The following is a 25896-nucleotide window of genomic DNA, read 5'->3' as shown; positions in this document are numbered from 1 at the left end:
TTATCAATTTGATAAATTATCTAAAGAGTTCTTATATCCATTTAAAAGACAGCAACAGGTTTTAGGGCCTTTTATAGCTCTTTACGCGCGCCAAAATGGTATCGGCCTCCGCCGGGTCCTGCCTTAAGATAATCCAGCCTTCTCTTTCAGACTCCTTTGGCGCGAAAGGCAGCTGCAGTTCTGCTGACTCTACTTCCTTACCGTCCTTTTCTGTCCATACCTGAATGCTCACCTCCTCGGCTGTTTCTTTTCCGGTGTTCTCTACTTTAATATGATACCGGTAAGGTTCTGACACAGAGGGGTCGTGCAGGTAGCGCACCTCCAAGGCGGGCTCTGGGTCTGGCTCAGCCGTGTAAGCCTTGTAACCGAGGTAAACAAATACCGAGCTGATCAGCAGCAGACTCAGGCCAAAAACCAGCCACTCCAGTACATTTTTGTCGTCGTCGCCTTCACGAACTCTTCTATCCATAAGCTTTTACCTAATTAACAATCTTCCGGCCGATGCCCCTAAGGCAGAGATAACACCCAGCACGATGCACTGCGAAAAGGCTACAAAAAAACTCACGTTCTGGAATCTGCCAAAAAACCAAAGGCATATAGCCGAGGCCATCAGGGCTGCCAGGTAGCTCAGGCACGTGTCGAAGGCCACATTAAATATAAATCTGCCACGCAAGCGGCTTTTTTTCATCTCGTTTAAATTGCTGTAGTACACTGCAATCAGGCTGATGATGACTGAGGCACAGGCCAAGAGCAGAATGTGCGAGGGCGTAGCCTCTATGGCCAGCACAATTACCTCCTCAGTTGGTGCCACGTTGCCTCCTACTATAATGGCTCCGCAAAACCCAAGCACCAGCAGACTGCTTTTAGCCGACCACCACTTCTGCGGTTCCGGCTCTTTCTGCTCCATTTCCTCTTTGTTGCTGTTGCTTGCGCCGAGCTGGGCCGTCCCAACCGATACGCCAATAGAAACAGCCATGGCCTCTATTATCGTCTTGCCCATAATCTCGTCCAGCGGCATCGCTCCCGGCTTTACCCGGTTTAGCATAAACAAGACACCGAAAGAGAGCACAATGCCAATGCCCATTTCCTCTATTGAATCGATAAAAATACTGCGCCAGGAGGTGTCTGGACGCATGCCGGCATGCCGGTTATAGCCAAGCAGCAGCAGGTACGTAACCAGTATGAGTAAAAGCAATTGCAGCGGTGAGGCAGAAAACCCGGCCCACCACACTTCCATGGTAAACAGCATCGGGAAACTGAAGAGGAGGCCTCCTATAATTCCCTGCCCATATTCCCGCACGGACTCATGTATAGGTCTTTTATGAAGCGCCATATTACTTATTCTGGTTATGTACCTGCTGCTCTCTCAACTTATTTCCAGCATTAAACCAACCTGTGTAAACAAATGCAATCAGCAGGGATTTTTTTAATTTAGAATTTGTGATTTTTAATTTAGCGAAGCATTAACGTGGCAGCCTGACACTAAAACCTGTTATTATAAAATAGTCGGGGGCGGCTGAATTTAGCCTGGTTCCGAAAGCTGCATCCAGTTGCAGGTTGGGCAGCAGCAAAAAAAGAATTCCGGCATCGGCCTGATGCCCAGCTGGTTCCCCCTCTTCCTTGCTCCCAAAAACCTCTGCAAACACGGTGAATTTATCAGCTATCTCATAACTTACAGATGCTGTATAGCCCGGCACAGATTTGCCCTCCGACCAGCCGTGCACCAGGTTGTAGGCGAATTCTATTTTACTGGTAAGCGCATGCGAGAGGTTTAGCCGCATATGGGGTTCCGCACCGGAAGGCCTGAACCGCCTGTCGCCGGTGGGCAGCAGCACCCTGAACAGCAGTGCCGCCTGGGGTAGCCAGCCTTTTTCATCCCAAAGCTTTGCTTTGGCACCTACGCTCAGCGGCCCCATGCCTTCCAGCTTTCTCCGTTCCCCGTTCTGGATCACAGAGTCGCGGTAAGCGGCCAGGAAGAGCAGTTCCAGCCCCTCCAGCACCCCCACCCGCAACAGCGTCGTGGGGTAGGCATGCGATTTCAGTTCTCTGGCGCCTTCCCAGTCTTTCTGAAAGAAAAACCCGGACTCCAGTTGCACCATGTTCCGGGGCATAACGACCGAAGACTCTGTCTGGTCTGGCCGGTCTGTGATCATTTCTGGCGGCTCATCCTGGGCAATTGCCCTGATAGCGAGCAAAACCACCACACAAAAAGTCAGGAGGTATTTCAGGTGGCAAACACAACGCACTGAGGCAGAAGTAGGCATAATTGAATACATTAGCTGCACCGCTTATACGTGGAATCAAAAAATAATACGACATGCCTACCACTTTACTTTTTAAAATACGGGTATACCTTGAGCGGCCGTATTTACGACGAGGCTGATCTACCGTAAAAATTACGATTGTAGTAAGAAAACCTCCGAGGCAGCACGTTCACTAAATACCGATAGCGAGCAGTGTCGGCACAAATTTTCTGAATGGAATACCTGAACGAAAAAGAAGAATTCTGCTGCTGCTCATTTCTGATTTTGAAGAGGAATTTGCTTATGGCAGGGAAAGAAGAGAGGGAGTAAACAGAAAGATGAGGGAGCCGGCTTATCGGCATCTGCAAGCTAATTCTCATTTGCCAGCTCCCTTATCTGCACATGACGTAAACTACCTTTAGCACCCAACAAAAGGTAGCCGTATCATGAGTTCAACAAAATGCAGTTATCACAGACTACCTGTTCTACACATTTCAACTGCTTTTATAACACTCCAGGAACAGAACTCAACCAACCAAAAAGTTTGCTCCTGCTGCGAGTGTGCCTGCGATACTGTACAAGCATATACGCGACTTTAAAAATTTTGTAAAAGGATATTTGATAAAAAGGAGAGATGGCAGAAAAACCCGTTTTTACTCGGCTCCTACTACGTATTTACCCACCGATGATAGCCTTTAATATGTAGCTTATTTCTAATTAATAAACATGAATAATTTTAATTAAGCTAAAATATTATATAATTAATATTCTAAAATTTATATTAAATCAAGTCTTCATTGAAAATATTATATATCAGTTTGATTATTACTAAGATACATAAAAACCACCCTTCTAACACTAATATTTTTAATACAATTTATTAAAATCTAACATACAGTTGTTCTTCCTAATCTTGCATTTTAAGGCACCGTTTTTGTAAACTTCCATTTATACCAAAAAAACATATATCATGAAAAAAATATTACTGATGCTCCTGCTAGTAGCAGGCGGGAAGACTATTGCCTATGGGCAAACGGAACAGGGAAATGTAAGAATTGCAGGGAGCTTTTCTATATCAGGCAATGAATATAATAGCATTAACAACAATTCAGTAAATACTTCAAAAAACAGAAGTTTAAGTATTTCACCTTCTGTTGGTTTTTTTATTAGAGAAAATTTAGAGGTGGGAGCGGGTATCGGCTATGGTTTGTTTGGACAAAGATCTAAATATGGAACTTCTTCTAACAAAGAAAGAGGCCATAGTTATAATTTCTCTACTTATCTCCGAAAATACATTCCTATTATAGATAAGCTTTATTTTCATGGGACCGGGACCGTCTCATTAGGCTTTGGGGAGTCTCTTTATGAGTATCGAACAGATAGTTCGGCTACCAGTAAATCTGAGACCAAATTTAATTTCTTAAGTATCAGTCTTTCTCCAGGAATCACATATTTTGTTACAGATAGGTTCGCCTTAAGTACATCATTTGGCTCGATAGGATATGGACGGTCAGTTAACAAACCAAAAGAAGCCTCTCATACCTTGAGTAACTCTTTTGGTATAGACCTAGGTTTAGAGACTATTTCATTTGGTTTGAACTATTTTATAAATCGACAATAGGCCAAGAAAATGAAAAAATATCTATTTACACATTTAATCCTTTGTCTTATTGGCTGGCAAGCACATGCACAGGTAGATCAGGGAAGAATAGTAATAACTGGTGGAGTTAAATATGAGTTTGAGAAGTCTAAGCCTAAGTCAGGTGAACTACCATATGAGCTTTCTGAATTTACTACCGTCACCTCGTCTGAATGGAAAAGCCGGGATTTGGCGATTTCTCCCAGTATTGGCTACTTTATTCTAGATGGCCTTGAGATAGGAATGGCGGGAGCATTTACATATAAATTCAGCAGAAATTTGTCTACTTATAGAACCGACTTTGGTGAATCTGATTACCGGCAAGAACAGAAAACGAATGGGTTTGTTATAAATCCTTACATCACTAAATACTTTATGGTATCGACCAAGTTCGGACTTATGGCAACCGCAGACATTCAATATATAAATGAGAAAACCTCCAACAATTCCAGACAAATATTTTCATCATCTAACACAATACAGGAATATGCCAGTAAGGGTACCCAGGAAGAGACTTCTCTGTCGATTGGGATGTCTCCTGGCCTTGTGTTCTTCATTTCTGAAAGATTTGCTCTTAAAGCACATGCCGAAAGAATTGGCTATAGTAAGGATATAACGAAGTACAGCTCTGAAAATGGAGGATCAGAATACAAAAACAAGAACTTAGGATTGAATTTTGGATCAGGAAATTTCATGTTTGGCCTCAGCTACTACTTCGGTGGCAACTAAAAATGATGCCTAAACAACAAGGCCCGGCGCTACACCTAGCACCGGGCCTTGCAAATTTATAACCACTACTCCCCTACCAGCCGCTGGCCAGCACGTCGGCAATGTGCATGGTTTTGATGTTCTTTTTCTGTTTCTGGATGTAAGCCTCCAGGTGCATAAGGCAGCTGGTGTCGGTGGAGAGGATGTAGTCGGCTCCGGTGGCCAGGGCATTCTCTACCTTCTGCTCCGCCATGGCTACTGAAATGGCCTCGAACTTCACAGCGAAGGTGCCGCCAAAGCCGCAGCAGGTTTCGTTATCTTCCATCTCTACCAGTTCCAGCCCCCGCACACTCTGCAGCAAGGCTCTGGGGCCAGCTTTTATGCCGCACTCGCGCAGTGCGCTGCAGGAGTCGTGGTAGGTGGCGCGGCCCAGTAGAGAGGCTTCCGGGAAAGAGGTCACGCCCATTACGTCGGTCAGGAACTCTGTAAACTCATACACCTTTTTCTGCATGGCCCTGTACTTTACCAGCTTCGACGACTTTACGAAAATATCTTGGTACGAATTGCGGACCATGCCCACACAAGAGGCAGAGGGCGCTACAATGTACTCTGAGATATCGCTGGAGAAATCGTCCAGAAACTTATTGGCTACCTCACGGGCCTCGTCGAAGAAGCCGGCGTTCCAGGCGGGCTGCCCGCAGCAGGTCTGCGCCGGGTTATAATGCACATCGCAGCCCAGGCTCTCCAGCACCTTTACCATGTTCATGCCGGTTTCGGGGTACAGCTGGTCTACAAAGCAGGGAATAAAAATATCAACAACAACTCTTCTTCTTGCCATAGTTATAAGAAAACAGCGCCGGACCGGGCCAAAGCCTCTTCGAGCGCCTGTTTGTTCAGGCGCAAATTTAAGCCAATATTCTCAAAGTAAGCTACTAAATTTTCGGTGGGCATATTGCCTACCAGTTCATCTTTGGCCATGGGGCAGCCGCCATAACCGCGCAAGGCCCCATCAAACCTGCGGCAACCGGCATGGTAGGCAGCCTCCACTTTTTCCTGCCAGGCAGCGGGCGCCGTGTGCAGGTGCGCCCCAAACTCTATACCCGGAAATGCTGGAATCATGTGGCTGAACAGTTCTGTGATCTTTTCGGGATCAGACACGCCGATGGTATCGGAGAGAGAGATGGTACGCACCTCCAGCGCCTGCAGTTTCTCTACAAACGCCACAACTGTAGCCGCACTCCAGGGGTCGTTGTAAGGATTGCCAAAGCCCATCGAGAGGTAAACGACCAGCGTTTTATGCTGCTGCTGGCAAAGCTCCTGTATGTGCGCCACTTCCTGAAGGGCTTCGGCAATGCTCTTGTTGGTGTTGCGCCGCTGAAAAGTTTCTGACACGGAAAGCGGAAAGCCCAGGCAGTCGATGGCCTCGTGCACAGCGGCCTCGGCGGCACCCCGCACATTGGCCACAATAGCCAGCAGTTTAGACTTTGTGCCCTCCCGTTGCAGTTGGGCCAGCACCTCAGCCGTATCGCGCATCTGGGGTATGGCCTTCGGCGACACAAAGCTGCCAAAATCGATCGTGTCAAAGCCAACCTGCAGGAGCGCGTTTATATAGGCCACTTTGGTTTGGGTCGGGACAAAATGCGGCAGCCCCTGCATGGCGTCTCTGGGGCATTCTATTAGTTTCATATCGGGGTTTTGCTACATCTTACGTTCGGAAAAAATGCTTCGGCCAATTATTTCAATTAAATTAGCCCTTCTGGAAGCCTGCTGCTGCGTTTCCGTTACTAGCCGAGCCCAATACAAAGGTGCTCCGGAGGCCTTACAACAGTTGGTTTGGCACACACATCAGAAGCGAAAAAGCAAGCCCCGCAACAGCAGCAAGAACTATTTTTTCTGAGGCTGGTATTAGAAATTTATTGCACTATAATGGTTCCGTGCCAGTACCGATGTTGCAAATAGCTCATACATTAAATTTAACTCCTGGCATCCAACAAAAAAACAAATAATGGGATTATTAATCACCTACCTGCTGATAGCACTCGCCTTTTCCTTTTTATGCTCCATTATGGAAGCAGTACTCTTGAGCATCACTCCTTCGCATGTAAGCATTATTGCCGGCAAGAACCCGTCTCTGGGCAAGCGCCTGAAAGACTTTAAAGACAATGTAGACAAGCCCCTTGCTGCGATTCTTACCCTCAATACCTTTGCCCACACCATAGGTGCGGCAGGTGTGGGCGCCCAGGCGCAAATTATCTGGGGCGAAGAGTACTTGTCTGTCATCTCGGGGGTGCTTACGCTCATTATCCTGATTTTCTCAGAGATCATCCCTAAAACCCTGGGAGCGAACTACTGGCGGCAACTAACTCCTTTTACGGTACATGCGCTTAAAATTATGATCTATTCGCCGCTCTACCCTATTATTATCTTTTCGCAGTTTATCACCAAGCGCCTTAAAAAGGACAAGAACCGCAGTGTGCTTAGCAGGGCCGACTTTACGGCCATGGCAGAAATAGGCATAAAAGAAGGCATCTTCAGAGAAGGCGAATCGCAGATTATACAGAACATACTGCGCTTTAACAACATACTGGTTCGCCACATCATGACTCCGCGAACTGTTATTAAAGGAGCCCCCGAAGACATGACCCTGAATGAGTTTTTTAAGCAGTCTACCAGCCTTCGCTTTTCCCGGATCCCGGTCTATACCGAGAACCTAGACCGTGTAACCGGCTTTGTGCTGAAAGATGAGGTGCTGTACCAATTGATCAAAAACCAGGGAGAAAAGCCTCTGAGCAGCATTAAAAGAGATATTCAGGTGGTGCCCTCCCACATGCCCATCCCAACCCTTTTCAGCCGCCTGATGGCAGAAAAGGAGCACGTGGCTCTGGTAGTAGATGAATATGGCGGCACCGCAGGCCTCATCACCATGGAAGACATTATTGAAACCCTGCTGGGCATGGAAATAATTGATGAGATGGACGATGTGCCCGACCTGCAGAAGTGGGCCCGCGAAAACTGGAAAAAACGCTCTGCCCGCCTGGGGATCAGACAGGACGACCCGGAGGAAGAGAATGAGCGACCCTAAACCCGCACGACTGATGCAATGCAAATCTTGAGCGGCAGCAATACCCGGAACCATGCTCCGGAGGGGCCTTTTGATTAGAATAATTTACCTGCTGGCTGCCTGCTGCTGATTGGAAGATTTGGAGATGAATTGCCAGCACCTCCTAAAAAAGATTAACTCTTATACTTTAAACTCTTAACTAGATCAAAAGTCCAGCATCTACAAGGAGCTGCAGAACCTCCGGAGGGGCCTTTTGATTGGAATAATTCACCTTACTTTCGGAACAAACCTGCTGCACGAGCTTCCACTGCTCCCATAGTCTGGCGCAGCGGCGGCAGGAGGAGAACTTCCGGATTATGCTAATCAAAACGGCCCTTCTCCAAAACCTTCTGCTGCTGCACAATTCTACTTGCCGGCACAGCACAAAATCTTAACTTTGTACATGAGCTGAAAGAGAAGCATGCCCTATCGTGCACAGACCAGATGCTCAACCCTAATTTAGCGATCCCGAGGCATGGCCCAGCAATTTTCGAGGCAGAACAATTCCCCGTTCGAGGATTTCCAGTCCCCGCTGACGCTTTTCGAGCTGCACCAGCAGATCCGCGAAGAGCTGGAACTGGCGTTTCCGGACAGCTACTGGGTGGTGGCCGAGATCGCGCAGGTATCAGCCGGCAAAGGCCACTGCTACCTCACCCTGGCCGATAAAGGCGATAACCCGCACGGCCAGATGCAGGCACAGGCACGGGCCACGATCTGGAGTGCCCGATACCAGATGCTGGGCCGGTATTTTCAGGAGAAAACCGGGCAGCCGCTAAAGGCGGGGCTTAAAATCCTGTTTCAGGCAAAGGTGCGGTTTCATGAGCTCTATGGCCTGAGCCTCGACATCCTGAACATCGATCCCAACTACACCATTGGCGACCTGGCGCGGCAGCGGCAGGAAACCCTGAAGCGCCTCGACACAGAAGGTCTTCTGTCGGCAAACCGGGCACAGGAGCTATCGCCGGTACCGCAGCGGCTGGCCGTTATCTCATCGGCCACAGCGGCCGGCTACCAGGATTTTATTCACCAGCTGCAGCACAATGCCTTCGGCTACAGGTTTGCCACCACCCTGTTTCCGGCGCTGGTGCAGGGCAACGAAGCCCCTGCCTCTGTAACGCGCGCCCTGCAACTGGTGGCCAGGCACCAGCACCTGTTCGATGCCTGCATCATCATACGCGGGGGCGGCTCCCAGACCGACCTCAGCTGCTTCGACGATTATGCCATAGCAGCCGCCATTGGCCGCTCTCCCTTGCCTGTACTCACTGGCATTGGCCATGAGCGCGACGAGAGCGTTGCCGACCTGGTGGCGCACACCCGCCTGAAAACACCTACTGCCGTTGCCAACTACCTGATAGAGCGATTACGTACAGCTGAGGAGGAGGCAGAGAGCATGCTGGACAGCATCCGGATGTTTTCGGCGCAGCAGCTGAAGCTGGCAAGCGAGAAGCTGGAGCGGCAGAGTCTGAAGCTCTCGCACAGCACCAACGATTTTCTGCAGGAGGCCAACGCCCGGCTGGAACATGTATCGAAGGGCCTGCTGATAAAACAGAAAAATTACCTGGAGGCGCAGAAGCACCGCACCAACAACCAGGAGCGCGACATCAGGGCAGCCACTAAAGAGCAGCTGCACCGGCAGGAAAAGTACATGAGCCACCTGACTGTGTGCGTAGAAGGCAAGAGCCAGCGCTACCTCCACCTGAAGGAGCATGAACTCAATACGCTGGTGCATTGCCTCGAAACAGAGGCGAAGGCTGGCTTAAAACAGGCCGAAATCGGGTTCTCAAAAAAATCGGAGCAGCTAAAATACAGTACCAGAGAAAAACTGCAGGACCAGCACCACCGGCTGCACTTGCTGGAACTGAGCATCAGGGCCAATAATCCGGAGAAACTGTTGCTCAGAGGATATACGCTAACTTTACTTAACGGGAAAATAATAAAAAGCGCGGGGCAGCTAAAATCAGGAGACGTAGTAGAAACCAGAATGAAAGACGGCACCGTGCATAGCATGATTGTAAATGTAGATAAAGATGACGAATAAGGAGATAAACAGCATGACCTACCGCGAAGCCACCCGGGAGTTGGAGGAGATACTGCGGGCAATAGAGAATGACTCAGTGGACGTGGATGAGCTGACGCTGAAAGTGCAGCGGTCGTCGCAGCTGATAAAGCTGTGTAAGGATAAGCTGCGTAGCGCAGAGCTTGCCATAGACCAGGTTTTTAACGAGGAGAAGTGTGAGGAACCGCAGAAACCAGGCCAGCCTACAAACCAGGGGAACGGGAAATTATTTTAGCATCAGGCACCAACTTCTCATATAACCAGAAGAGCCGCTTTCCCCTGCCCGGAAAGCGGCTCTTCTGGTTTAAACTGCTTTTATCAGATAACGTGCTTTTGCTGAATTTTCTGTAACTGCACCAGGCGCTTCAGCAATCGGCGGGCCTGCTCGCTGGTGTCGAGGTGGTACTTGGCCACAGAGTGCGAATTGCCAATTTTGACGGTGTAAGCATCACGCGGCATCGCCTTAAAGATATCCTCATCGCCCCAGTCGTCGCCCACCGCCATTATAAACTCAGGCGAGTACATGTTCAGCCAATGGGCCGTGGCTCTGCCCTTGCTTACCTCCTGCGCCTTGATCTCTACGGCCATCTGTCCGTCGAGCACCTGCAGGTTGCTGTTGTCGGCCAGGAAGTTGAGGTGGTTTATCAGCTCCCGTGCCCGCAGGTCGCCAAGGCCTGTTTCTACCCGGCGGTAGTGCCACACCAGCGAATAATCCTTCTCTTCTATAAAAGAACCCGGCGTACGGTCTACATACAGGTCCAGTATCAGGCGGATATCTGATTTCCAGGTATCGAGCAAGCTCATCATGGTGCGCCAGCCTTTGTCACGTTGCTTAATCCACACGCCGTGTTCGGCTATAATATCCAGGTTCAGCTCACCCAGCCACTCCTGCATGCGGTCTTTATCGCGTGAGGTCACGATTACCACCCGGTTTTTCTGGCTGGCGCTCAGGCTGCTCAGCAATTGGTACAGTTCGGCATCCGGCTTCATTGTCGACGGGTCTGCCTGGTAATCCATCAGGGCACCGTCGTACTCCAGAAAGAAGAGGCGGGTGCTGGCATTCTGGTAGGCATCGCTCATCTCCTGAAACGTAGCCTCATCGAGGTAACTCGTAGCCATAGACATCTGCTTGATCTTGACATAAGACAGGCGGTCCATGTAAATGCTTACCCAATGGTGAATATTGTATCTTTTCAAGGATTCCTGCATGCGGCTCATACAGGCTTTCTGTTCTTCTTCAGGCATGGTCAGGGCCTTGTGCATGGAGGTCACCACCTGGTTGATGTCGTTCGGGTTGATCAGGATAGCTTCGGAAAGTTCTTTGGAGGCACCTGCCATCTCGCTCAGAATAAGTACCCCCGGATCTTCGTGCTTGCTTGCTACATACTCCTTGCAGACCAGGTTCATACCATCGCGCATGGGAGTAACCAGGGCCACATCGGCCATCCGGTAAAAAGCTGATAAGGTCTCGATCGGATAGGAGCGGTAGAAGTACTGAATCGGGTTCCAGGTGATGCGGCTGTAGCGCCCGTTGATCCGGCCTACCAGCTCATCTACCTCCTCTTTCAGCTCTTTGTACTTTTCTACGGCGTCTCTGGATGGCACCACCAGCATCACCAGCGTTACCTTTTCGTGAAATTCGGGATACTGCTCCAGGAACAGCTCAAAGGCTCTGAGCCGCTGCGGAATTCCTTTAGAGTAGTCGAGCCGGTCTATGGAGAGCACGATTTTCTGGTCGCTGAGGTTGTTGCGATACACTTTCTCCCGCTTTTTTACCTCCTCGGAGTCAGCAATTTCCGCGTACTTGTCGTAGTCGATCCCCATCGGGAAGGAGTCGACGAGCAGCGACCTGGCTCCCATGTTCACCCAGCCGTGCATGCTGCCAAACCCCAGGAGCCTGTTTACAGAACTCAGGAAGTGGCGCATGTCGTCGTAGGTATGGAACCCCACCAGGTCTGCCCCTACCATGCCAGAGAGAATCTCCTTGCGCCAGGGCAATAAGCGAAACACTTCGTAAGACGGAAATGGGATGTGGAGGAAAAAGCCGATGGTGGCATCGGGCAGCCGCTCACGCAGCATGGAAGGCAGCAGCAACAGCTGATAGTCATGTATCCAGATAGTGTCTTCGGGTTCTGCCATCTCCAGGATCACATCGCAATACTTCTGGTTCACAGTCACATAGGTTTCCCATAACTGCTGATCGTAAACAGCATACTGGCTGAAGTAGTGAAAGGTAGGCCAGAGGGTCTCATTGCTGAACCCTTCGTAAAACTCTTTGATTTCTGTTTCGGTCAGGAAGACAGGGTGCATATTCTCGTCATGCAGCTCCACAGCAATCTGCTGCTGCTTCTCGGGGTTTCCCACCACCATGCCCGGCCAACCTATCCACAGGTTGTCGTCTTTTTTATAGATAGAGCCTAACCCGGTTGCCAGCCCGCCTTCGCTGGGCTTGTAGGTCATCTTCCCTTCTTTCTCCTGTAGTTTTACAGGAAGTCTGTTTGATACAATGATCAGTTTTGCCATGTGCTCTTGAAATTGTACTCAGGCAGCTTCAGGCGTGCTTTTAGATAGTAAACACGACCTCTAAGAGTCTGGAATATTTTATTTAAACTTAAATCAATATTTATATAAAATCTGAAGTACTTCGGTGTCCTTTTTTATTTATCCTTACGTAGTAGTCTGTTTTTGTGTTTTAACAATATATAAAATCCACTATTAATAATAAGACCGGCCAATTATTTTAGTGCCGCCCAATATTTTAATTTAACAAAAATATCTGCAACTAATAAGCGAAAGTTTAAAAATAACGCCCGGATAGGTATAAGTTCTGAAACAAATAACGCTTTAATCCTAACGCATCTTTTAAATTACTGATTTTAATCCGAATTCACAATTAATAACAACTATTAGTAAGGCAGGCGACTAATCCATGGCCCGCCCGGCAGCAACTGATACGCAGGAGGTGCCATTTCATTACAATAATTGCCGCCTCATTTTAAAAACTGCTGCTGGCCTGCTCAGCAATAGTATGGCACAGGCCAAGCCTGTTTAGCCGCTGTTAGCCAGGCTGCCGCTCCGCCTGCCAGGCTGCCTAACACCAGAGCAAGAACCCGTTCAGCTGCAATTGGCAGGCGGAGCGGCATCTTCTGTTTTCTTAGCCATCATATTCTGCTGCCTTAAGGGTGTTTGTCAGGGTTAAAAGCTTATTTTTGCACATGAACTTTTTTCAAGATTTAGATCCAGGCATTGTGGAGTGGGTGATCATTCCGCTCCTGATTTTCCTGGCCAGAATTGTAGACGTTACGCTGGGCACTCTCCGGATTGTCTTTATCTCGAAGGGCGATAAAATGATCGCCCCTATTCTGGGGTTTATAGAAGTGCTGATCTGGCTTATTGCCATTACGCAGGTAATGCAGAACCTGAGCAATTTTATTTCTTACCTGGCATGGGCTGGCGGATTTGCAGCAGGCAATTTTCTGGGACTGCGCATCGAGCAGAAGCTGGCACTGGGGCAGGTAGTGGTGCGCATTATCACGGTAGAGCAGGCAACCAAGCTCATAGACCGGCTAAGGGGGCGCGGCTACCGCCTTACCAGTGTGGATGCCAGAGGCAGCAGTGGCAAGGTAAACCTCCTTTTCATGATCGTGAGGCGCAAGAAGCTGGGTGAAGTCATCGGCATTATCCGCGACTTTAACCCCAACGCGTTTTACTCCATAGAAGATGTAAGGTCTGTTTCTGAAATCGAAGTGGCGCAGGACACACCTGACCAAAAGACCAGGCTCTCCAGGCTGTTTCCCTTGAAGAAATCGAAGTAGGGCGTCAACAGCAAAAAGGGTCCGGAGGCCTGTTTTCATTTAAATAATTGCGTAACAAGAGCATCGGCCGGTGCCTCCTGGAAAGGAACACCGGCCGATGCTTTATTTTTAGGCAGGCAAGATAGGCCCAACCGGCATTAGCTGCTAAGGCATAAACTTTAGGTAAACAACCGCCAGCGGAGGCAAAACCACATCCAGGGAGCAGGGCTTGCCATGGTATGGCGAGGCCCATGAGTGCAGGTTCTCCGGATTATGGGTATTGCTGCCACCATAGCTGGCATCGTCGGAGTTGTATATCTGCAGCCAACGTCCTTCCACAGGCACCCCTAAGCGGTAATGCTTGTGCGTCATAGGTGTAAAGTTAGCGATTACCAGTATCATCTCCCCTACACCGTCGCCTTTTCGCATAAAGCTTATCACGCTGTTGTGGGCATCGTTGTAGTCTATCCACTCAAAGCCGCGCCAGTCGAAATCATAGCGATACAGGGCGGGCTCATTTTTGTAGATTTCATTCAGGTGGTTTACCGTACGCTGCACGCCGGCGTGGTAGCCATATTGGAGCAGGTGCCAGTCGAGGCTGCTGTCGTGGTTCCACTCGCTGCTTTGGGCAATTTCACCGCCCATAAACATCAGCTTGCCGCCTGGGTGAGCATACATGTAACCATAAAGCGCCCGCAGGTTGGCAAACTGCTGCCATTCATCGCCTGGCATCTTGCGCAGCAACGAGCCTTTGCCATGCACCACTTCGTCGTGGGAGAGCGGCAGCATAAAGCGCTCCGAAAACGCGTAGATAATGCTGAAGGTGATGTCGCCCTGGTGGTGCTTGCGGTAAATGGGGTCTTTCGAGAAATAAGTCAGCGTATCGTGCATCCAGCCCATCATCCACTTCATATCGAAGCCCAGGCCGCCGTTCTCCAGCGTGTTCGTAACGCCAGGCCAGGCCGTAGACTCCTCGGCTATGGTTTTCACGTCGGGGAACCGCTGGTGCACGGCGTGGTTAAACTCCTTGAGCAGCGAGATGGCTTCCAGGTTTTCGCGCCCGCCGTATTCGTTCGGAATCCACTCTCCTTCCTTCCGGCTGTAATCGAGGTAAAGCATTGAGGCTACTGCATCTACACGCAAGCCATCTACATGGTACTTGTCTAACCAGAACAGGGCATTGCTGATCAGGAAGGAGCGTACTTCGTTCCGGCCATAGTTAAAGATATAGCTGTTCCAGTCAGGGTGGAAGCCTTTGCGGGCATCAGCGTGCTCAAAGAGGTGCGTGCCATCGAAGTATACCAGCCCATGCTCATCAGATGGAAAATGAGAAGGAACCCAGTCCAGAATAACCCCGATTCCGTGCTGGTGCAGCACATCAATCAGGTGCATCAGGTCGTAGGGCGATCCGTACTGGCTGGCAGCTGCGAAGTAGCCGGTAATTTGATACCCCCAGGAGCCGTTAAAGGGGTGGTACATGATCGGCATGAACTCCACATGCGTAAAGCCCATGTCTTTTACATAGGCTGGCAGCTCTTCTGCCAGTTCCCGGTATGTGAGCGGCCTGTTGTTATCTTCAGGCTTGGTACGCCACGACCCCAGGTGCAACTCATACACCGAATATGGCTGAGGTTGATCTGCTATGTTTTTGCGGTGCTGCAGCCAGCCTGTGTCTTGCCAGTTGTAGTCGAGGTCTGTTACCACGGAGGCCGTTAACGGCGGAGTTTCCCTGCAAAAAGCAAAAGGGTCGCTCTTTTCTACGTGGTATAGGTGGTAACGCGACTTAATATGGTATTTGTACAGCATCCCGTTCCCAACCTCCGGAATAAAGCCTTCCCAGATACCGGAGTGGTCAGGACGTGCCTGCAGCGGATGGCTGCCACGATCCCAGTGGTTAAAGTCGCCTATCACAGATACTCCTTCCGCATTAGGTGCCCACACGGCAAAGTAAACCCCGGTTCTGCCCTTGTGCGTCATAATATGCGACCCCAGTTTTTCATAGAGCGAAAAATGTTTCCCCTCTCTGAAAAGGTGCATATCAAAATCGGTGAAGCGGCTGATATCGTAACTAACCTCTTGCTTCGCCTCCGATGGCCGGGCAGCCTGCTCTGCAAGCTGTACGTGCTCCTCGTGGGCAGATTCGGGCGTTACCACCGGTTCAATTTCCGGCTGGGAGGCCGGAGCTTTTCTGGCCCTGGTCCGCTTTGCAGGAACCGGGGTCTCGTTTGGAGAAGCTGCCTGGGCGACACTCTCTGCGGCCTTTGCTCTGGCACTTGTCCTCTTTTTAGGTGCAGGAGCAGCCTCACCTGCCACAGGGGCAGCAGATGAGGTTAATGCTTCTGAAGTCTTAGTCCTGGCTCTGGTTTTTTTGGGTTCAGCAGTGGCATCCGATTCCGATGCAGCCGTTGTAGCAGCTTTAGATGTTCCCCTTTTAGAGCTGGCCTTGGCAGCAGGTGTGGTATTCTCCTTGTCTGTATTTGTCTGATCTACTTTCTTTTTAGCCATTCTGATACTTCCTCATGATATATTTTATGCCTCTGATCGGGATAAGTACCCAATCCGGACGGTTGTTCAATTCGTATCCTAATTCATAGATCGCTTTCTCAAGCAGGAACGTCTCCATCAGCACGCTATAATCCTCCTCCTTGGCTGGCACAAAACCACTGCCTTTGGCCTGCTGCAGGTAACTGTGCGTGTAGAACCCTCTGGCGTAGTGATACCACTGCTCAGCCCACTGCTCCAGGTACTGGCTGTCTTCTTTCCGGAAGGAACCCGCCTGGAAGAGTGCGTTGTACACCGCATAGTGGAAGGACCGGATCATACCGGCCACATCGCGCAGCGGAGAGCGCTTCAAACGGCGTTCACTGAACGAGCGGGCCGGCTCACCCTCAAAGTCGATGATGACAAAGTCGCGGCCGGTAAACAATACCTGCCCCAGGTGGTAGTCGCCGTGGGTACGGATCTTCTGCGTATCTATCTTTTTTGCAAAAATCATTTTTAGCTGCTCCAGCACCTGTCCACGCATTTGCAGCACCTCCTCTGCCTCTTCCTGAATAGCCTCCGGCAAGTCTGGCAGCTTTTTCTGCAACAGATCAAAGCTGCTTCTAACAAGCGAAGTCAGCGAGGAGTAAAGCGACCGCTGGTAGTGCAACGAGAAATCCTCTGGCGTAAAATCCTTATGGTCGATATTGGCGATGGCAAGGTGCATTTCGGCAGTACGCTGCCCCAGGAGTTCCACGCGCTCTACGTGTGCACCGCCCAACTGCATCTGCACCTCTTCCGGCACATCAGAGAATGGAACAGGATTAGAGAGCGTACCAATAGGGTTTTTCGGTTCCAGGCGCTCACCCTGGGTAAGCAAGCGTTCAAAGAAGCGTTTCAGGGAATTCTCCATGTACACCCATACATCACCCTGGTTCGGCACGAATTCCTGTAGCATCATAAGCACCATCGGCTGCTTTTTAGCCTCATGCTGCTCCAGCGTACCCATAAACTTTGGTACATAAGGAAAATCAGCTTGCTGAGAAAGTGCCTGGATCACCTCAACATCCGGGTTCACAGATCGGTCAAGCTTGCGGTAAACCTTCATAAAGTAGCGGTCGCCGTAAAGCACTGATGTGTTGCTCTGCTCCGCACTCAGTATCTTGGAAGTAAAAGGCTGGTCCGTGGCTTTCAGGGCTGCACTTACTTCTTTGTTGCTCATGCCCACCAGTTCGCCATTTTCGGTTTTGACTCTTCTCCGCCTTGCCATTAACTGGAACAGCATGTTCCGGAAATCCTCCCAGTACAAGGCATCATACAGGATACCTTCTTTGGAGTCCATTGCCACGCGGGCGATCACACTGCTTGGATAGGTGGTTATCAATTCTTCTACTTGGTCGCCGGAAGCAAATGCAATTGGCAACTGATAGATCTCCGGGAGCCCTTCGTTGTAGTTTACCTCTATCATCAGGAGTGAGGCGGCCTGCTTCCCTACCTGAAGCGGTACATTAGAAATCACCTGGATCCGTTGTATAGTGCGGGCCTTTCCGCCAAACCAGCGGCTGCGCATCAGGTACTTCTGCAACACCTTCGACTCCAGTTCTTTCAGTTCTTTGGCCGTCAGGGCGGTTCGCAGGGAAGTCAGCTGCATTTCAGGCTTTTGCTTATCAGCATCAAACGAGGCCCCAACCTCCTGTGGCTGCAACTCAAACCAGTAGTACCCGTGGGTGCCCATCGTAAAGATGTATGGTTCGTCCTTAATGATCGGGAATTTGTTCTTGCTGAACACTTCCATCGGGATATGGCCTTTGTAATCGCGCAGGTCGAGTTCAACAGCTTCTGCAAAACGCGACAGGTTGGCAATCACCAGAATGGTCTCATCCTGGTACTCCCGCACAAAAGCAAGTACTTTGGAGTTGGAAGGATTCAGGAATTTAATAGTGCCTCGACCAAAGGCCTTGTAACGCTTGCGCATGTTGATAATGCGCCGTGTCCACCAGAGCAGCGAGTTCGGGTTGTGCTCCTGCGTGTCTACGTTCACCGACTCATACTTATATTCCGGGTCTATGATCAGGGGCAGGTACAGCTTTTGCGGATTGGCAGTAGAGAAGCCTGCGTTGCGGTCGTCATTCCACTGCATCGGCGTCCGCACCCCATCCCGATCGCCCAGGAAGAAGTTGTCGCCCATGCCGATCTCATCGCCGTAGTACACTACCGGAGTTCCCCGCATCGAGAAGAGCAGCACGTTCATCAGCTCTATTTTGGCCCGGTCGTTACCCAGAAGCGGAGCCAGCCGGTGGCGGATGCCGATGTTTATTTTCGCCATGGGGTCCTTTGTGTACACTTTGTACATGTAATCCCGTTCTTCATCCGTCACCATCTCCAGCGTCAGTTCGTCGTGGTTGCGCAGGAACATGGCCCACTGGCAAACTTCCGGAATAGCGGGCGTCTGGTTAATGATGTCGATGATAGGATAGCGGTCTTCCATTTTGAGAGCCATGAATAGCCGCGGCATAATCGGGAAGTGGTAGTTCATGTGGCAGGCATCGCCATCGCCAAAATATGCAGCGGAATCTTCCGGCCACATGTTGGCCTCAGCCAGCAGCAACTTTCCTGTATACTTACTGTCGACATGCGCCCGTAGTTTTTTCAGGAAGGCATGCGTCTCCGGCAGGTTCTCGCAGTTGGTGCCATCGCGTTCGAACAGGTAGGGCACCGCATCCAGCCGGAAGCCATCCACTCCCAGGTCGAGCCAGTATTCCAGCATTTTAAACACCTCCTGCTGCACTCTCGGGTTATCGTAGTTCAGGTCAGGCTGGTGAGAGAAAAAGCGGTGCCAGTAGTATTGGCCTGCAACCGGGTCCCAGGTCCAGTTAGAGGGTTCAGTATCGGTAAAGATAATCCGCACCTCATTGTACTTGTTCGGGTCGTCCGTCCACACATAATAGTCGCGGTGCGCAGATCCTTTTTTAGCTTTCCTGGCACGCTGAAACCAGGGGTGCTGATCGGAGGTGTGGTTGATAACAAGCTCTGTAATCACCTTAAGGCCACGGCGATGCGCCTCCTTTACAAAAAGCTTAAAATCCTGCATGTTGCCATACGAAGGATTTATATTATAATAGTCCGCGATATCGTACCCATCGTCCCGGAGTGGCGACGGGTAAAATGGCAATAGCCAGATTGCTGTTACCCCCAGATCCTCCAGGTAATCCAGTTTCTGCATTAAACCTTTAAAATCACCGTAACCGTCGCCATTGCCATCTTTAAAGGCTTTAATGTGCAATTCGTAGATGATCGCGTCTTTGTACCAATGAATGTTGTCGTCTAACAGCGTTTCTTTATCTGCCATAGTAGGTATAAGTGAATTATGAAGGGATTCCCAGTTTATTGAGGGAGAAAGGTGTCGTCTAATTCCTGGTGGCCCATGCCTTCGTTGGCTTCCTCCAGCCGGAACACGTGCACTGGCATCTCATGCGGCCGCAGTTCCACGTAATTCCACTCGCCGGTCCAGGTATATTTGTATTCGGTCAGCAGGTCGTGCATGATGTACTGCTGGTCTGAAGAGAGGCCGAACCGCTGTAAGGGCACCTGTACCCAGCCCGGCTGCACATGGTGCGGGTCCATATTCACTACCATCAGCAGTTTATTGCCCGAGGCTTCGTCTACCTTTGAATAGGCCAGCAGGTGTTGGTTATCAGTGTTGGCAAACTCGATATTCCAGGTGCTTTGCAGGGCCGGGTTTACCTGCCTTATTTTGTTGATGAGCGTGATAACCTCCCTTATCTTGGTTTTGCGCCCCCAGTCCCAGTGCTTGATCTCGTACTTTTCTGACTCAGTATATTCTTCTTTGCCCGGGTGGGGCACGTTTATGCCGAATTCATATACCGGGCCGTACAGGCCGTAGTTAGACGACAGGGTGGCCGCCATCACCACACGGGCAATGTGCCCGGCCTCGCCCCCATCTACCAGCGACACTGGCAGAATATCAGGAGTGTTGGGCCAGAAGTTCGGACGGTAATAGTCGCGCATTTCGGTTTGCGTTAGTTCCGTCAGGTACTCCTTCATTTCCTGGCTGGTGTTGCGCCAGGTAAAGTAGGTGTAAGACTGGGTAAAGCCAATCTTGCCGAGCCGCTCCATTACACGGGGACGGGTAAAGGCCTCTGCCAGGAATATGATCTGCGGGTGCTGCTTTCGGATTTCCTTAATGCACCACTCCCAGAAGCCAAATGTTTTGGTGTGGGGATTGTCCACCCTGAAGATATACACTCCCTGCGCTATCCAGTGATCCAGAATGCTTTTTAGCTCAAGCCACAGGTTCTGCCAATCTTCTGTTTCGAAGTTTACGGGCAGTACGTCCTGGTATTTCTTGGGTGGGTTCTCCGCATATTGCACGGTACCATCCGGCCGCCACTTAAACCACTGCGGATGCTCTTTTACATAGGGGTGATCCGGGGCGCACTGAATAGCGAAATCCAGTGCTATTTCTATACCATGGTCACGGGCAGCAGCCACAAAACTCCTGAAATCATCTAGTGTTCCCAACTCCGGCAAAATACTCTTGTGGCCGCCTTCAGCAGCCCCGATAGCCCAGGGCGAGCCGGGTTCACCGGGCTGTGCCGTTACAGCATTGTTTTTACCTTTCCGGAATTCTCTGCCAATCGGGTGGATCGGTGGGAGGTAAATAGTATCGAAGCCCATCTCAGCAATGCGTGGCAACAGGCGTTCGCAATCTTTGAAAGTGCCATGTGCCCCGGCCTCCTGTGCCGCAGAGCGCGGAAAAAACTCATACCAGGTACTGAACAAGGCTTTTTTCCGCTCCACATCCACTTCCAGCACCTTATCGTAGGTGGTGGCATTCTTTCGTTCGGAGGCCGCGTTCATCAGCTCCGTTATGTCAGTGCCTGTTGCCAGCGCAACGGCATCAGCATCAGAACCGGAGGTTTGTAGCTCTTTCGCCCATTTTTTCAGGCGCTTACTCTGGCCAGGTTTGGCGGCAGCAGCTGTTTCCTCCAGCAACTGTGCGCCAATCTGCAGTTCTACTTTTATGTCCTGGTTGGCCTCATATTTCTTTTTTAGCCCTTTCTGCCAGGTATAAAAATGATCTATCCAGCCCAGCAGTGTATATTCAAAGCGGCCCATGCTGTCTGGCGTAAACCGGGCTTCCCAATGGTCGTTGCCCAGGAAGTGCATGGGCACCTCCTCCCATCTTTTCTTTTTAGCGTTTTTATAGCATAAAATGGCTTTTACCTCATCATGTCCATCAGTAAAAATATCTGCAGTTACCCTTAGCTCCTCTCCTACCACCCGCTTCACAGGATATTGTCCGCAATTCAGCTGCGGCTTCACATTTTCGATTACGACGCGTTGTTTACCTTCCAGTGCTTCCATTAAGTGTGTTTAGTAGTTTACTGTAGTTACCTCACAATATAAATTATGTTTCAGCTAATATTCAAATATTCAAATGAAATAAAAATCAAATCAGTACTTATTACGGGTTCATCTAAGTTTAAGATGTTTAACTACTTAATTCATTTAATAATGGAAAACTTATTAACGAATTTGCAAGTTTATACACGCTGTGACAAATTATATAATAACCGATGGGAATTATAAGAACAATTGGATCAGCCTATACAGCAGGAAAAGGCACCTCCTTCACGGTTTGGGCGCCTGAGGCAGAGCAGGTAGAAGTTATCCTGAAATCGCCTCACCATGCCACCTTACTCCTTCAGAGAGAGTCGTTTGGATACTGGACAGGCGCTTTGGAAAACGTGCTCCCCGGAGCAACTTACGTGTATCGCCTCAACGGTAAGATGGAACGTCCCGACCCTGCCTCGCACTCGCAGCCAGACACTGTACATACTGCCTCCGAAGTAATAGATCATAAAAATTTTGAATGGAAAGACCAGGATTGGAAAGTACTTCCGTTAGAGAAATATATAATTTATGAACTACACGTAGGCACTTTTTCGGAGGAAGGAACATTTAAAGGAGTAGAAAAAAAATTGCCCGAGCTTAAAGAACTTGGCATAACAGCCATAGAGCTTATGCCGGTGGCCCAGTTCCCCGGCACCCGTAACTGGGGTTATGACGGGGTGTACCCCTTTGCCGCCCAAAATTCTTATGGCGGACCTGATGGACTGAAAAGTTTGGTGAACGCCTGCCATAAAGAAGGCATTGCAGTAATTCTGGACGTAGTATATAACCATATGGGGCCCGAAGGAAATTACCTGAACGACTTTGGCCCCTACTTTACCCAAAAATACAACACCCCTTGGGGAGCCGCGCTGAACTTTGATGACGCTCACTCCGACCATGTCCGGAATTACTTTCTGCAGAACGCCCTCATGTGGCTTCGCGACTTCCATATAGATGCGCTCCGTCTGGATGCCGTGCACGCTATTCTCGACCTGGGGCCAAAACATTTTCTACAGGAGCTGCAGGAGCATGTACACCAACTCGGCGACCAAAACAACCGGGAGTACTTTCTGATTGCAGAAAGCGACATGAACAATGTGCGCCTGCTAAACCCGGTTGCAAAAGGCGGTTATGGGCTTGCGGCACAATGGATGGACGATTATCACCACGCCGTGCATACTCTCGTAACCGGGGAGCGGGAAGGATATTATGAAGACTACGGAAAGCCTGAGCACCTGGTAAAGGCACTGGAACGTGGCTTTATTTACAATGGCCTTTATTCAGAACATCGCAAAAGAACTGTTGGCACCGATGCTTCTGCTAACCCGGCCAAGCAGTTTGTGGTGTGCGCCCAGAACCACGACCAGGTCGGCAACCGGATGCTGGGCGAGCGCCTGACACAACTGGTCTCTTTTGAGAAATTAAAACTCGTAGCAGGGCTTATTCTGCTGTCGCCTTATACACCTATGTTATTTATGGGAGAAGAATATGGTGAGACAAACCCTTTCCTGTACTTTGTAAGCCATACTGACGAGCAACTGGTGGAGCTGGTGCGCAAAGGCCGCCGGGAGGAATTCTCGGCCTTTGCCTGGAAAGGCGAAGCTCCGGACCCGCAGGCACTGGAAACTTTTCAGAAGTCGAAACTGCAGCATAGCTATACCCAAAACGAGCAGCAACGGAAGTTGCGGGAATTTTACAAGAACCTGATCGGGATCAGGAAAACCGCTCCGGCTTTCTCCAACCTGGAAAAACAAAACCTTTCTGCCAGTTACGACGATACCACCCAGGTGCTGCACCTGATCCACACCGGTAAAATGCCGTATGTATACTGCCTGTTCAATTTCAGCGATCAGCCACAAAGGGTAACATTGCCTCTGGAGGCAGGCAAAAGCTGGGATATGCTGCTGAACTCAGCTGAAGAAAAGTGGGGCGGACCGGGTGCTGACACTGGCGCCGCCGAAAATCAAAACAACTCTTTTTTGCTACAGCCAGAATCTCTGCTTACTTTACAAAGTAAGAAACAATAAATATGAGCGATAAATACATCTGTATACACGGGCACTTTTACCAGCCGCCCCGTGAGAACCCTTGGTTAAACGAAGTTGAAATTCAGGAGTCTGCCAGTCCCTTCCACGACTGGAACGAGCGCATCTCCAACGAATGCTATGCCCGCAACTCTGCCTCCCGCATTTTAGGAGAGGGGGGCACGATAGCCGACATCAAGAACAACTACTCCCGCATCAGCTTTAACTTTGGCCCCACCCTGCTGGAGTGGATGCAAAAAAAGGACCCCGACACTTACCAGGCCATTCTGGATGCCGACAAAGAAAGCTGTGAACGATTCTCCGGCCACGGCTCCGCGCTGGCGCAGGTATACAACCACATGATTATGCCCCTGGCCAACACCCGCGATAAGCACACGCAGGTTATCTGGGGCAAGCATGATTTTGAACAGCGCTTCGGCCGCGACCCAGAGGGCATGTGGCTGGGCGAAACAGCTGCCAATACCGAGACACTGGAAGTACTGGCTGAGCACGGCATTAAATTCACAATTCTGTCGCCGTACCAGGCCAACAAGTTCCGGAAAATCGGGGAGAAGGAATGGCATGATGCCATCGGCGCAAAAATAGATCCGCGCCGGGCCTACCGCTGCAACCTGCCCTCCGGCAGAAGCATTGCGCTGTTCTTTTATGATGGCCCGGTGTCGCAGGGTATTGCTTTTGAAGGCTTGCTAAACAGTGGCGAGCGCTTTGCGCACCGGCTGCGAAGCACCCTGGACCCGCAGAGCAAAGAGCCACAGATGATGCATATTGCCACTGATGGCGAGACCTATGGCCACCATCACCGTTTTGGCGAAATGGCCCTTTCGTATGCTATTACCAACATCGAGAACGCGCACGATGTAACCCTGACGGTATATGGAGAGTTTCTGCAGAAGCACCCACCTGAGTACGAAGCCAAAATAACGGAAGACACCTCCTGGAGCTGTGCCCACGGTGTGGAGCGCTGGAGAAGCAACTGCGGCTGCAATACCGGCGGCAACGGCCACTGGAACCAGGAATGGCGGGGCCCGCTGCGCAATGCCTTCGACTGGCTGCGCGACCAGCTGGCACCTGTCTTCGAAAATGAGATGAAAAAGCTGAAGGCAGACCCCTGGCAAACCCGGAACGACTATATCCAGGTGATCATGGACCGGTCTGAGGAAAACGTGAACAAATTTATCTCCTCCCACACCACGTATGAACTGAATAGAGAAGAAAAATCCAGGTTTCTGCGGCTGCTGGAAATGCAGTACCACACCATGCTCATGTACACGAGCTGTGGCTGGTTCTTTGATGAGGTGACAGGCATAGAAACGGTGCAGGACATCTATTATGCCGCCAGAGCCTTACAGCTGGCCTACAGCATCACCGGACAGGACTACAGAATTCATTTTTTAGAACTTTTAAGCAAGGCAAAAAGCAACATTCCGGAGCAGGGAAATGCTGCCGATGTATACAACAGGCATGTAAAACCAACCATCATTAACCTGCTGCGGGTAGGGGCGCACTACGCAGTAGCCTCACTTTTTGCGGACAAGCCTGAGAACCTGAACCTCTACAGCTACAGAGCCACCTCGAAAAACTATGACCTGCTGGAAGCTGGCCGGCTTAAGCTGGCTACCGGGCAGGCTAAAATCCACTCGAACATTACCTGGAGTGAAGATGTGTTTACCTTTGCCGTCCTGCACATGGGCGATCATCAGCTGTTTGGTGGCGTAAGGAAGTTTGTTGACGAGGAAACGTTTCAGACCATGCACCACGAGCTTAGCACAGCCTTTAACAGAGGCAATGTGAGCGAAGTGATCATGCTGCTGGACAAACATTTTGAGTCTCATTACTACTCTTTCTGGCACCTCTTTAAAGACGACCAGAAAAAGATCCTGGACCAGGTGCTGGAGCAGACCATGGATAACATCGAAAACGACTTCCTGAACGTTTATAACAACAATTACCCGCTAATGCAGGCCATGCGCCGCTTAGGCATGCCTCTCCCCCGCCCACTGCTCACTACCGTAGAATATATTGTGAACAACAGGCTGCAGACCGAGATTGCCAAAGACGAGATAAACCCGCAGGAAGTAAAGAAATTACTTAATGAGGCGGAGCGCATGAACGTAAAGCTGAATGCGACGCCCCTTAACTTTGACCTTGCCAAACGCGTGCAGGGTCTGATGCAACAATTGGGGCAGTACCCTGACAATATTGATCTGATGGACCTGATCATAAATCTGATTAACCTTTTCCGCAACTCGCCCGTTGAGCCGGAGTACTGGCACGCGCAGAACATTGCTTTTATCATGCGGAAAGAGATTTATGAAGACTATAAACATTGGAGCAACAAAGGTGATGAAGGAGCTGCTGAATGGTGCCGGAAATTTGACAAGTTGTATCACAGTCTGAATTTAAAAGCCTAAA

Annotated in this window: 17 protein-coding genes; 8 read left to right on the top strand and 9 right to left on the bottom strand. The window is 50.1% G+C overall.

All coding sequences use genetic code 11. The features are described from left to right. Positions 1 to 61 precede the first annotated feature (61 nt). The 3 genes from FJM74_RS18495 to FJM74_RS18485 all read right to left on the bottom strand — a co-directional run bounded on the left by FJM74_RS18495 (position 62) and on the right by FJM74_RS18485 (position 2276). Positions 62 to 469, bottom strand: a complete 408-nt coding sequence (locus FJM74_RS18495; RefSeq protein WP_187264122.1) for a hypothetical protein — start codon at positions 467 to 469, stop codon at positions 62 to 64. 6 nt (positions 470 to 475) lie between these two features. Beyond that, positions 476 to 1333 (bottom strand): TIGR02587 family membrane protein, encoded by an 858-nt coding sequence (locus FJM74_RS18490; protein WP_187264121.1) that lies wholly within the window; start codon positions 1331 to 1333, stop codon positions 476 to 478. A gap of 130 nt (positions 1334 to 1463) precedes the next feature. Beyond that, positions 1464 to 2276 carry a transporter gene (locus FJM74_RS18485; RefSeq protein WP_241739241.1) on the bottom strand — a complete coding sequence of 271 codons (813 nt, stop codon included), beginning with the start codon at positions 2274 to 2276 and terminating at the stop codon, positions 1464 to 1466. 937 nt (positions 2277 to 3213) lie between these two features. Here FJM74_RS18485 and FJM74_RS18480 point away from each other — a divergent pair. Both FJM74_RS18480 and FJM74_RS18475 read left to right on the top strand, forming a co-directional pair. Beyond that, a complete protein-coding gene (locus FJM74_RS18480; RefSeq protein ID WP_187264120.1) occupies positions 3214 to 3864 on the top strand; it encodes an outer membrane beta-barrel protein in 651 nt (216 codons plus the stop codon). A gap of 9 nt (positions 3865 to 3873) precedes the next feature. Beyond that, positions 3874 to 4611, top strand: coding sequence for an outer membrane beta-barrel protein (locus FJM74_RS18475; protein ID WP_187264119.1), 738 nt, complete (start codon positions 3874 to 3876; stop codon positions 4609 to 4611). Positions 4612 to 4684: 73 nt separating this feature from the next. Here the strand turns inward: FJM74_RS18475 and FJM74_RS18470 are convergent, their stop codons facing one another. Further along, the gene (locus FJM74_RS18470) at positions 4685 to 5428 is read right to left on the bottom strand and encodes a (Fe-S)-binding protein (RefSeq protein WP_187264118.1); all 744 of its coding nucleotides are present in this window, start codon (positions 5426 to 5428) and stop codon (positions 4685 to 4687) included. Between the two features lie 2 nt (positions 5429 to 5430). After that, positions 5431 to 6276, bottom strand: coding sequence for a hydroxymethylglutaryl-CoA lyase (locus FJM74_RS18465; protein WP_187264117.1), 846 nt, complete (start codon positions 6274 to 6276; stop codon positions 5431 to 5433). 319 nt (positions 6277 to 6595) lie between these two features. Between FJM74_RS18465 and FJM74_RS18460 the strand changes: the two genes are divergently transcribed. The 3 genes from FJM74_RS18460 to xseB all read left to right on the top strand — a co-directional run bounded on the left by FJM74_RS18460 (position 6596) and on the right by xseB (position 9981). Further along, entirely contained in the window at positions 6596 to 7672 is a 1077-nt protein-coding gene (locus FJM74_RS18460; RefSeq protein ID WP_187264116.1) for a CNNM domain-containing protein, read from the top strand. Between the two features lie 493 nt (positions 7673 to 8165). After that, positions 8166 to 9728: an exodeoxyribonuclease VII large subunit gene (gene xseA, locus FJM74_RS18455; protein ID WP_187264115.1), complete on the top strand. Its 1563-nt coding sequence runs from the start codon at positions 8166 to 8168 to the stop codon at positions 9726 to 9728. Next, the gene (xseB, locus tag FJM74_RS18450; RefSeq protein WP_187264114.1) at positions 9718 to 9981 is read left to right on the top strand and encodes an exodeoxyribonuclease VII small subunit; all 264 of its coding nucleotides are present in this window, start codon (positions 9718 to 9720) and stop codon (positions 9979 to 9981) included. Before xseA ends, xseB begins: the two co-directional genes overlap by 11 nt. Before the next feature lie 83 nt (positions 9982 to 10064). On the opposite strand, the gene FJM74_RS18445 is transcribed toward xseB, so the two are convergent. Further along, positions 10065 to 12269, bottom strand: a complete 2205-nt coding sequence (locus tag FJM74_RS18445) for a bifunctional alpha,alpha-trehalose-phosphate synthase (UDP-forming)/trehalose-phosphatase (protein WP_187264113.1) — start codon at positions 12267 to 12269, stop codon at positions 10065 to 10067. Between the two features lie 692 nt (positions 12270 to 12961). On the opposite strand from FJM74_RS18445, the gene FJM74_RS18440 reads away from it, so the two are divergent. Beyond that, positions 12962 to 13561 (top strand): DUF2179 domain-containing protein, encoded by a 600-nt coding sequence (locus FJM74_RS18440; protein WP_187264112.1) that lies wholly within the window; start codon positions 12962 to 12964, stop codon positions 13559 to 13561. 144 nt (positions 13562 to 13705) lie between these two features. Here FJM74_RS18440 and glgB read toward each other — a convergent pair whose 3' ends face one another. From glgB to FJM74_RS18425, 3 genes are read right to left on the bottom strand one after another with little or no spacing between them, the layout of a single operon-like run. Further along, the gene (gene glgB / locus FJM74_RS18435; protein WP_187264111.1) at positions 13706 to 16045 is read right to left on the bottom strand and encodes a 1,4-alpha-glucan branching protein GlgB; all 2340 of its coding nucleotides are present in this window, start codon (positions 16043 to 16045) and stop codon (positions 13706 to 13708) included. Beyond that, positions 16038 to 19370: a maltose alpha-D-glucosyltransferase gene (gene treS / locus FJM74_RS18430; protein WP_187264110.1), complete on the bottom strand. Its 3333-nt coding sequence runs from the start codon at positions 19368 to 19370 to the stop codon at positions 16038 to 16040. The genes glgB and treS overlap by 8 nt, the downstream gene beginning before the upstream one ends. Positions 19371 to 19405: 35 nt before the next feature. Further along, complete coding sequence (locus FJM74_RS18425) at positions 19406 to 21409, bottom strand: alpha-1,4-glucan--maltose-1-phosphate maltosyltransferase (protein ID WP_187264109.1); 2004 nt, start codon at positions 21407 to 21409, stop codon at positions 19406 to 19408. Positions 21410 to 21621: 212 nt separating this feature from the next. Here FJM74_RS18425 and treZ point away from each other — a divergent pair, with 212 nt between their 5' ends. Both treZ and FJM74_RS18415 read left to right on the top strand, forming a co-directional pair. Next, on the top strand, positions 21622 to 23466 hold the full coding sequence (treZ, locus tag FJM74_RS18420; protein WP_187264108.1) for a malto-oligosyltrehalose trehalohydrolase: 1845 nt from the start codon (positions 21622 to 21624) through the stop codon (positions 23464 to 23466). Between the two features lie 2 nt (positions 23467 to 23468). Then, the gene (locus tag FJM74_RS18415) at positions 23469 to 25895 is read left to right on the top strand and encodes a DUF3536 domain-containing protein (RefSeq protein WP_187264107.1); all 2427 of its coding nucleotides are present in this window, start codon (positions 23469 to 23471) and stop codon (positions 25893 to 25895) included. Position 25896 lies beyond the last annotated feature (1 nt).

It is taken from the genome of Pontibacter beigongshangensis, assembly GCF_014332515.1.
Classification (GTDB): Bacteria; Bacteroidota; Bacteroidia; order Cytophagales; family Hymenobacteraceae; genus Pontibacter; species Pontibacter beigongshangensis.
Note: the sequence above shows the minus strand (reverse complement) of the source record. Positions and strands in the feature narration are given on the sequence as shown.

What these genes read in the sequence shown, in the direction of transcription:
- FJM74_RS18495 (WP_187264122.1), bottom strand. Translation starts at nt 469, where the DNA reads ATGGATAGAAGAGTTCGTGAAGGCGACGACGACAAAAATGTACTGGAG.
- FJM74_RS18490 (WP_187264121.1), bottom strand. Translation starts at nt 1,333, where the DNA reads ATGGCGCTTCATAAAAGACCTATACATGAGTCCGTGCGGGAATATGGG.
- FJM74_RS18485 (WP_241739241.1), bottom strand. Translation starts at nt 2,276, where the DNA reads ATGTATTCAATTATGCCTACTTCTGCCTCAGTGCGTTGTGTTTGCCAC.
- FJM74_RS18480 (WP_187264120.1), top strand. Translation starts at nt 3,214, where the DNA reads ATGAAAAAAATATTACTGATGCTCCTGCTAGTAGCAGGCGGGAAGACT.
- FJM74_RS18475 (WP_187264119.1), top strand. Translation starts at nt 3,874, where the DNA reads ATGAAAAAATATCTATTTACACATTTAATCCTTTGTCTTATTGGCTGG.
- FJM74_RS18470 (WP_187264118.1), bottom strand. Translation starts at nt 5,428, where the DNA reads ATGGCAAGAAGAAGAGTTGTTGTTGATATTTTTATTCCCTGCTTTGTA.
- FJM74_RS18465 (WP_187264117.1), bottom strand. Translation starts at nt 6,276, where the DNA reads ATGAAACTAATAGAATGCCCCAGAGACGCCATGCAGGGGCTGCCGCAT.
- FJM74_RS18460 (WP_187264116.1), top strand. Translation starts at nt 6,596, where the DNA reads ATGGGATTATTAATCACCTACCTGCTGATAGCACTCGCCTTTTCCTTT.
- xseA (WP_187264115.1), top strand. Translation starts at nt 8,166, where the DNA reads ATGGCCCAGCAATTTTCGAGGCAGAACAATTCCCCGTTCGAGGATTTC.
- xseB (WP_187264114.1), top strand. Translation starts at nt 9,718, where the DNA reads ATGACGAATAAGGAGATAAACAGCATGACCTACCGCGAAGCCACCCGG.
- FJM74_RS18445 (WP_187264113.1), bottom strand. Translation starts at nt 12,269, where the DNA reads ATGGCAAAACTGATCATTGTATCAAACAGACTTCCTGTAAAACTACAG.
- FJM74_RS18440 (WP_187264112.1), top strand. Translation starts at nt 12,962, where the DNA reads ATGAACTTTTTTCAAGATTTAGATCCAGGCATTGTGGAGTGGGTGATC.
- glgB (WP_187264111.1), bottom strand. Translation starts at nt 16,045, where the DNA reads ATGGCTAAAAAGAAAGTAGATCAGACAAATACAGACAAGGAGAATACC.
- treS (WP_187264110.1), bottom strand. Translation starts at nt 19,370, where the DNA reads ATGGCAGATAAAGAAACGCTGTTAGACGACAACATTCATTGGTACAAA.
- FJM74_RS18425 (WP_187264109.1), bottom strand. Translation starts at nt 21,409, where the DNA reads ATGGAAGCACTGGAAGGTAAACAACGCGTCGTAATCGAAAATGTGAAG.
- treZ (WP_187264108.1), top strand. Translation starts at nt 21,622, where the DNA reads ATGGGAATTATAAGAACAATTGGATCAGCCTATACAGCAGGAAAAGGC.
- FJM74_RS18415 (WP_187264107.1), top strand. Translation starts at nt 23,469, where the DNA reads ATGAGCGATAAATACATCTGTATACACGGGCACTTTTACCAGCCGCCC.